At 58.6% G+C, this 1,395-nt stretch carries 1 protein-coding gene; it reads left to right on the plus strand.

Annotated elements, in window-relative coordinates; all coding sequences use genetic code 11:
• Positions 1-92: 92 nt before the first annotated feature.
• Positions 93-1,118 (plus strand): IS110 family RNA-guided transposase, encoded by a 1,026-nt coding sequence (locus tag L6637_RS42235; protein ID WP_164934317.1) that lies wholly within the window; start codon positions 93-95, stop codon positions 1,116-1,118.
• Positions 1,119-1,395 lie beyond the last annotated feature (277 nt).

Genomic DNA, 1,395 nt, shown 5'->3' on the forward strand with positions numbered 1-1,395 from the left:
TGAGATGGGATGGTTGCCGCCCTCCCCAGACGGCATCGTAATGTGCCAAGAACGCAGTGTTTGAACCCCGAAGCGAAGAGGACGGCAAATTGATGGATACGGTGATCGGAGTGGATCTAGCCAAGAATGTGTTTCAGCTCCACGGGGCGTCAATGGCGGGACACTTGAAATTTCGAAAGAAACTGTCGCGGCTTCAGTTTCGGAAGTTCATGGCGGGCCACCCATCGGCAGTGGTGGTGATGGAAGCCTGTGGCAGCGCCCACTATTGGGCACGGGAGATGGTCAAGCTCGGCCATGAAGTGAAACTGATCGCTCCGCAATATGTGAAGCCTTTTGTGAAACGCCAAAAGAACGACGCGGCTGATGCCGAAGCAATCGTGATCGCGGCACAGCGCCCCGAGATGCGCTTCGTCGAGCCGAAATCGGAAGAACAGCAGGCCAGGGCAGTGCTCTTTCGGGCTCGGAAGCGCCTTGTTCATCAGCGCACCGATCTGGTGAATGCGCTGCGTTCTGTTCTCTACGAATTCGGCCATATCATCCCGCAAGGAATCGAACAACTTAAACGCATTGACGCAATCCTCGAAGATCCGAACAGCGATCTACCAGAACTGGTCCGCGAGGAATGTCGGAGTCTCATTGATCAGATCGCCTACAAGACGGAGCGGATCGATGCCAAGGCAGAGCAGCTCAAGAAGTTGGCGACGCGGACGGTCACGGCGCAGCGGCTGCAGACAATGCCGGGGGTCGGCCCGCTGACCGCACTCGCGATCGAGGCTTTCGCGCCCGACATGGCGGCCTTTCGACGTGGCCGAGACTTCGCGGCTTGGCTCGGCTTGGTCCCACGGCAACATTCCTCAGGGGGAAAGGAAAGGCTCGGACGCGTTTCGAAGGAAGGACAGGCGGACATTCGCCAGTTGCTCATCGTTGGGGCGATGTCGCGGCTGAACTGGCTCGGGCGCAAGTCGATCCCTAGCGGATCCTGGCTGGCGCAGATGCTGGCGAGGAAGCCGCGCATGCTTGTGGCGATCGCCTTGGCGAACAAGATGGCTCGGACGATTTGGGCCATGCTCACCCGGAAGGAGGATTATCGGAACCCAGCGCAGGCAGTGACGGCATGACTGCATGCAGCACGAAATAGCCTGACGTTGGCGAAGGGGGTGTGAGAAGGCGACGACCCGAATGGGCGCAACGATCGAACAGATCTGGATCAGGAAACCAGCTAGAGCCAAAGAGCCGACGTGCTCGGAGATGAGAATTGGACCTGGTCCGCGGATCACCATACCGGCCAGCGGCTTCTGAAAATGCCGTAAAGGAAGGCCTGACAGAAGACCGCACTCGATCACACGCCAAAGGGTCAGAAACTTCTTGCATTGCGGGCGGCAACCACAGAAGGCT

It is taken from the genome of Bradyrhizobium zhengyangense (assembly GCF_022012435.1).
In the GTDB taxonomy this organism is placed as follows: domain Bacteria; phylum Pseudomonadota; class Alphaproteobacteria; order Rhizobiales; family Xanthobacteraceae; genus Bradyrhizobium; species Bradyrhizobium zhengyangense.

What these genes read in the sequence shown, in the direction of transcription:
- L6637_RS42235 (WP_164934317.1), top strand. Translation starts at nt 93, where the DNA reads ATGGATACGGTGATCGGAGTGGATCTAGCCAAGAATGTGTTTCAGCTC.